Consider the following 6,215-nt stretch of genomic DNA (forward strand, 5'->3'; position numbering starts at 1 on the left):
GCCGGGCTCTCGTAGTCCTCGTAGTTTGCCGCAGATACCCTTACGATCACTTTGTACGTTCCCGCATTGATCGGATTCTCTACAACATTTCCGTCTTCATCCAGATACGTTACCGTGTAGTCATCAATCTTCTCGCCCGTCAGTCCGGTTACGCTCACATTTGCCTTATGTACATTTCCGTCGTAAACGTGCTCCAGATCCGTGATCTCTACGCTCGTTCCCTGCAACTCTGCCTTCTTGATCACTAGCTCACTTGCCGGGCTCTCGTAGTCCTCGTAGTTTGCCGTTGATACCTTTACGATCACTTTGTATGTTCCCGCATTGATCGGATTCTCTACAACATTTCCGTCTTCATCCAGATACGTTACTGTGTAGTCATCGATCTTCTCGCCCGTCAGTCCGGTTACGCTCACTTTTGCCTTGTGTACATTTCCGTCGTAAACGTGCTCCAGATCCGTGATCTCCACGCTTGTTCCCTGCAACTCTGCCTTCTTGATCACTAGCTCACTTGCCGGGCTCTCGTAGTCCTCGTAATTTGCCGTCGATACTTTTACGATCACTTTGTACGTTCCCGCATTGATCGGATTTTCTACAACTTCTCCGTCTTCATCTAGATACGTTACCGTGTAATCCTCGATCGTCTCGCCCGTCAGTCCGGTCACGCTCACACTTGCCTTGTGTACATTTCCGTCATAAACATGCTCCAGATCCGTGATCTCTACGCTCGTTCCCTGCAATTCTGCCTTCTTGATCACTAGCTCACTTGCCGGACTCTCGTAGTCCTCGTAGTTTGCCGCAGATACCTTTACGATCACTTTGTACGTTCCCGCATTGATCGGATTCTCTACGACTTCTCCGTCTTCATCCAGATACGTTACCGTGTAGTCATCAATCTGCTCGCCCGCTACTCCAGTCACGCTCACTTTTGCCTTGTGAACATTTCCGTCATAAACATGCTCCAGATCCGTGATCTCTACGCTTGTTCCCTGCAACTCTGCCTTCTTGATTACAAGGGCCTTCTCTTCCGTCTGGCTGTTTGCGCCGTAGTTCTTAGAATCCCTTACTGCAACTGTTACATGATAAGTGCCAACCTCGGTCGGTGCATCCTGAGAGGTTGCTCCGGTCTCCATGTTGGTATAGGTAACTGTTACCTCTGCATCTGTAAGCTCCTCGCCATCAATACCGGTCACCCGATACTCTGCACCGTGAGCCTGTCCATCGTAGGTATACTCAACCGGTGTGATCGCAATCTGCGGAGTCACCTTGTTGATGATCAGGAGCGCCGTTGCACGCGGTGCAATCTTGTGCCAGCCATCTCCGTTAAAGCTAGCAACTACCTCATAAATACCTGCATCGGTCGGAACCGTGTAAGATCCATTGTAGGTGTAATGAAGTTCTGCATTCTCGCATTTCTGATCGAAATCTTTTCCATAGTACAACTGTGCGGTCAATCCCTGAGGCTGTCCATTGTAGAATACACTCTTCGTTCCATCTTCATCCAGATCATCAAAACGAATCTGGGAATCAGAAAGCTCTACGGTATACTCACGAGAAATCGGCCATGCCAACTGATCTCCATTGAGAATATAAGCCGTCTGGGTGTAAGTTCCCGGATCGAGAACCGGGGTTGCCATGTCGTAGTAGACACCAGCCAGAGAAGTTCCCTTGTATCTGTAACGAACCTCTGTCGTCGGGTTCATCTGCTCCTGATCGGATACATAGATTCCAGCCTCAAACAGCTTCTCTGCCTCCTCATCGGTAGCCGGACGGTCATTGAACGCAATCGTCGTCACGTTGTTCTTCCATGCAAGTCTGACATCCTGAGTCTCCGGTTTGATGATCAGAGATCCGACACCGACGGAAGACTCATAGTTCTGATCTGCGACAATCGCAACCGTCGCATACATACCGGCACGATTCGGCGTGCCAAACTGCACACGCAGAGAGGTCACAGAATCCGGCAGGTATTTGCTGATCGTCTCAAGTGCCTGAATAAAGCTGGATGTATCGATTCCTGCCTGCTCCAACAGTTTCAGAACGGTCTGAGACGCATCACTGTTCAGGAATTCCAGAACATCACTGATCGAAGCGCCGTCCGGGAAAATTGTGCGAATGATGGATTCCAGATCCACATCCGTGCCTACAACGGTGAGTTTCGGAACATTGAACATAATTGTTCCGTCAAAATCACTGTTCACTCCCGCATAGATTGCCAGAACCTTCAATCCCTGCGGAGTTGTGACAATGTACTCTCCCGGAATCTCCTGTCCGTATGTAATCGTGTAGAGCTGTTTTACGCGAACAGAGGATTTTGCCTTCACAATCTCCACTTCCACAGTTGCCGTGCTCTGCTTGTAAGTATCATCGCCAAGATAAGTTACCTGAACTTCCTTGGTTCCCACATTGTAATCCGGGGTCAGAAGTGTCTTCGTATTGTTGACAATCTTAAACTTCTCGTAAGCCGGCTTCTCCGCAAGCGGATCTACCTTGCTGATCACCTGCTCATAGACTGCGCGCTTGAAGGTCTCCTCCTGATCCTCCGGAACATAGGTAATCTTCACACCGGAATTCAGGGTTACACTGGTATCCAGACGGTTGTCCTCCAGATTCAGAGTCGCCTCAAGCACCATCTTCCGGTACTGATTTGTTCCGTTCCAGGTGATTCGGATCTTCTCAGAAGTTTCACTTCCAAATTCATGCTCAAGGAAATTCAAGCCCGGATCATGGTCCAGAGGCTTGTACGGAGAATAAATGCTTGACTCCGGCATATTGGAGACTGCATATTCAACCTTCAAATTTTCCTTATCAATCACAGACTCATCCGGTACGGTAGCTGTCCAGTCCACAACTGCCTCAATGATCTTCTGAGCGGTGCTCTCATCGATCTCTTTTCCCTCATACCAGTTGAGCGTCGGATTCTGTTTTGCCTCAAAGCTCATCTTCTTGACAGAAACGGAAAGCTCGGTTGATTCATCCGGAACGGTATACTCATAAACGTGATCTGCCGTAAAGTCAGACTCCCCAAGCACGGTACCATCCACACTCTCAAGATAGTAGCCCTCTGTCGCAGAAATCGTAATCTTATGGTTATTCTTATCCAGAAGCAGTTCGTCATCCGTTACGGTCGCATCTTTGTACTGGATCTGAATCGCATCGCGGTTTTCTGCCTTGATCGTCACAACATCCTTATTGCTCCGATCCGGGCGAAGCGCCAGTTCAAGCTCAAGTACCAGTTTCGGATAGCGCTTTGAGCCATTCCAGGTAATCCGAACGGTCTCGGTGTCAGCTCCAAAATTATGAGCTCCGTTGTACAGATAGGAATCGCTTCCTTTTATTCCATAGGTAAGCTCCTTGTAGGTCTTCGCTCCACTGAGGTTTCCCGTTCCCATCAGATATTCCACGGTAATCTGATCTTTGGAAATCACGGTCTCACCCGGAAGTGTCTTTGTCCAGTCAACCACCGCATCAAGAACCTTACCTGCGGTATCCTCATCTGCAAGATCGCCCGTCTCCCATGCAAGCCACGGATCGGCGTTCATCACAAACTCTGCCTTCAAAGCCTCCACGCTGATCGTGGACTCTCCATCCGCAATCGTGTATGTCATCCAGCCATCATCTGAGAAATCATCCTCAGACAGATCCGTATTTCCATTTACTGATGCAAGGAAATATCCGTCTTTTGCCTTGATAGAGATCTCGCGCGCCGTCTTATTGATATCAAACGTGTCGCCCGTCACTTCGCTACTGCCATATTTCACTGTGAAATTATCTCTGGTGTTGCTGTCAAGCGTGATCGTCTCTACATTTGCGCGATCTGCCTGATAGGAGATCTCCACTTCCAGATCCTCGGTGACATCATCCCCTGCAATCGTGTAGACATACTGATCTCCGTCTCTGGTAACGGAAACATCAATCGAACTTGCCAAATCACTGCTTGCAGTAACTTCCGGAATCCAACCGACCTGCGGGGTAATCTTAAATGTAAAATTCTGATGCAGTTTTGCCGTCTTCTCTCCAGTCAGAGTTCCGTGATTTTCGGCCTCATCCGGCTCTGTGTACGTTACCTTGATCTCTTTGCGAATCTTTTACCGTAGCATACTCGCCATCAGCGATGGAAGTCTCCACATATTCCTTTCTACCAGACGTCTTTGTCGTCCGCGTAGCACCGATTCCAATCTCGAAAGAGGTCGCAGAACCACTCATTGCGACATCCATCAGGGATGAATAGGTTACTGGCTGAACAGAAAGTTTGAGCTTCTTGTTGAGTGTCTCTCCACCAAGCTCAACCCAGTCCGTCGTCTGTGTTCCTAAAGTCGTTGCTGATGCATGATAATACCAGGTATCCGGGAAGTCTGCATCGTCGCCTCCCCATACCTCTCGCTTGAGTTCTTCTTTCAGCTCATCTTCCGTCATGCCATCCCAGACATCGATCGTCGCACCCTGGTTTAAGTTCTGCCCTGCCTTCACAGACGGCTGAATCTGCTCTGCCGGAAGAAGTTCCTCCTCTGCCGGTTCTTCCAAATCTGCATCACTCGATGTTGCCTTCTGTTCCTCATCCGGTACAGTCACATCGTCAATCAGATCACTATCCCCGTCATTCTCTTCTGCATCGGAAGACGTCGCCTTTGAAACAGTTTCTTCCTGCTTCTTGGTGTGATCGACTGCATCTGCGTTTGAGGATGTCGCTACATCACCAGACTCTGAGTCTGTATTTTCCCCCTCTACCTGCGTCTCATTTGCAACCGGTACTTCTGCCTTTCCAGCCAAAGCCGGAGTCGGAACGCTCGTTGCCGTCACAGCAACCGCAAGTCCCATCGCGCATTTTTGTTTCCAAAGTTTTTTCTTACGCATACATCCTCCTCTAAGCCTTTTTCCCAATACTCTCATACCATTTACCACTCACCCTGATCCAGTCTTCAAGATGATGGAGACATTTGTCCTGTCAGTACTGTCAAATGTTTCTATTATTTTACCATAAAAAGACTTTCAATACCACCGTAACCTGTTAAAACTGAGAAAAATCCATCTATTTTTTCCCCTGCTTTTTTGAAAATATTTTGAGAAAAAAAGCCCCGGATACATGCGCTTTCGTAGACCGACTGTAAACAGAATTATCGAAAATAAAAATTTAAAAAACAAAAAAGACCGTGACATCTCTGTCACAGCCTTCTCTTTCCTCGTGCAGAAGAAGGGAGTCGAACCCTCAAGGTATTGCTACCACACGGACCTGAACCGTGCGCGTCTGCCAATTCCGCCACTTCTGCAAACCATCGTCCCGACAACACAAGTCGTCGTTTCAACGATATGTAGTATATCGCATCCACCCATAAAAGTCAACTATTATTTGAATTATTTTGTTTTTTTGTTGTATTCTGAAAATACTGCCATTTTCATCAAGGCTCTACGAATGTATCATGCAGGAACTTAACATTCAAGATCAGGAGCACATCCTTTCATCTGGTACATTTCCTCTGGATTTAAGCCAATGCTCACAGGGGCTTGTGTTTGTGGGACACCATTTCCGATCTCATAAACACAACTGTGCCTTAGCATCATCTTGTCTTGATTACACAAAAAAAGACCATGACATCTCTGTCACAGCCTTCTTCTCTCATGCAGAAGAAGGGAGTCGAACCCTCAAGGTATTGCTACCACACGGACCTGAACCGTGCGCGTCTGCCAATTCCGCCACTTCTGCAAAGCTCCCCGAGTAGGACTTGAACCTACGACAGCGCGGTTAACAGCCGCGTGCTCTACCGACTGAGCTATCGAGGAATGTCGCAGAAAGAATTGCTTCTTTCTGTTCTATGCGGAAGATGGGACTTGAACCCACACGACATTGCTGCCACTAGATCCTTAGTCTAGCCTGTCTGCCAATTCCAGCACTTCCGCCAACTCCTATAATATACCACACCTTCTCATATTTGGCAAGTGTTTTTTTCAAATTTTTTTATTTTTTTTAATCATTGCTACTAACATAAATAAACACACAAAATATGCAATATAAAAAAGAGTTCAAGTCGACGCTCACGGAGACTTGGCGCGTGATTTTGGTCAGCTCTGCTGACATCTTCCTATCAAAATCACTGCGCTTCTCCGTTCCACTGCGGTCGGTGCATAACAAGCGCCACTGGCGCTTTGCACCCTCGCGGAGCGTATAACTCAGAAGGGGATTGTCTCCCCTCCTGAGAAAGTTTGTGATACCCCCACCTATA

3 protein-coding genes and 4 tRNA genes are annotated in these 6,215 nt (G+C 47.8%); all 7 read right to left on the minus strand.

Annotated features, from left to right (window positions below; translation table 11 throughout):
* The coding region (locus tag ACR0QT_RS14255; RefSeq protein ID WP_432631361.1) for an MBG domain-containing protein at positions 1 to 3,926 on the minus strand (3,926 nt) is incomplete at its 3' end.
* Positions 3,927 to 4,041: 115 nt separating this feature from the next.
* Positions 4,042 to 4,851: a hypothetical protein gene (locus tag ACR0QT_RS14260; protein ID WP_432631362.1), complete on the minus strand. Its 810-nt coding sequence runs from the start codon at positions 4,849 to 4,851 to the stop codon at positions 4,042 to 4,044.
* A 329-nt stretch (positions 4,852 to 5,180) separates the two neighbouring features.
* Positions 5,181 to 5,264: transfer RNA gene (locus ACR0QT_RS14265), tRNA-Leu, on the minus strand.
* Positions 5,265 to 5,614: 350 nt separating this feature from the next.
* Positions 5,615 to 5,698: transfer RNA gene (locus ACR0QT_RS14270), tRNA-Leu, on the minus strand.
* 4 nt (positions 5,699 to 5,702) lie between these two features.
* A tRNA-Asn gene (locus ACR0QT_RS14275) sits at positions 5,703 to 5,775 on the minus strand.
* A gap of 33 nt (positions 5,776 to 5,808) precedes the next feature.
* A tRNA-Leu gene (locus tag ACR0QT_RS14280) sits at positions 5,809 to 5,892 on the minus strand.
* Positions 5,893 to 5,959: 67 nt separating this feature from the next.
* A partial coding sequence (locus ACR0QT_RS14285) for a hypothetical protein (RefSeq protein ID WP_432631363.1) occupies positions 5,960 to 6,215 on the minus strand: 256 nt, incomplete at its 5' end.

It is taken from the genome of Brotaphodocola sp., from assembly GCF_050873365.1.
GTDB lineage: Bacteria > Bacillota > Clostridia > Lachnospirales > Lachnospiraceae > Brotaphodocola.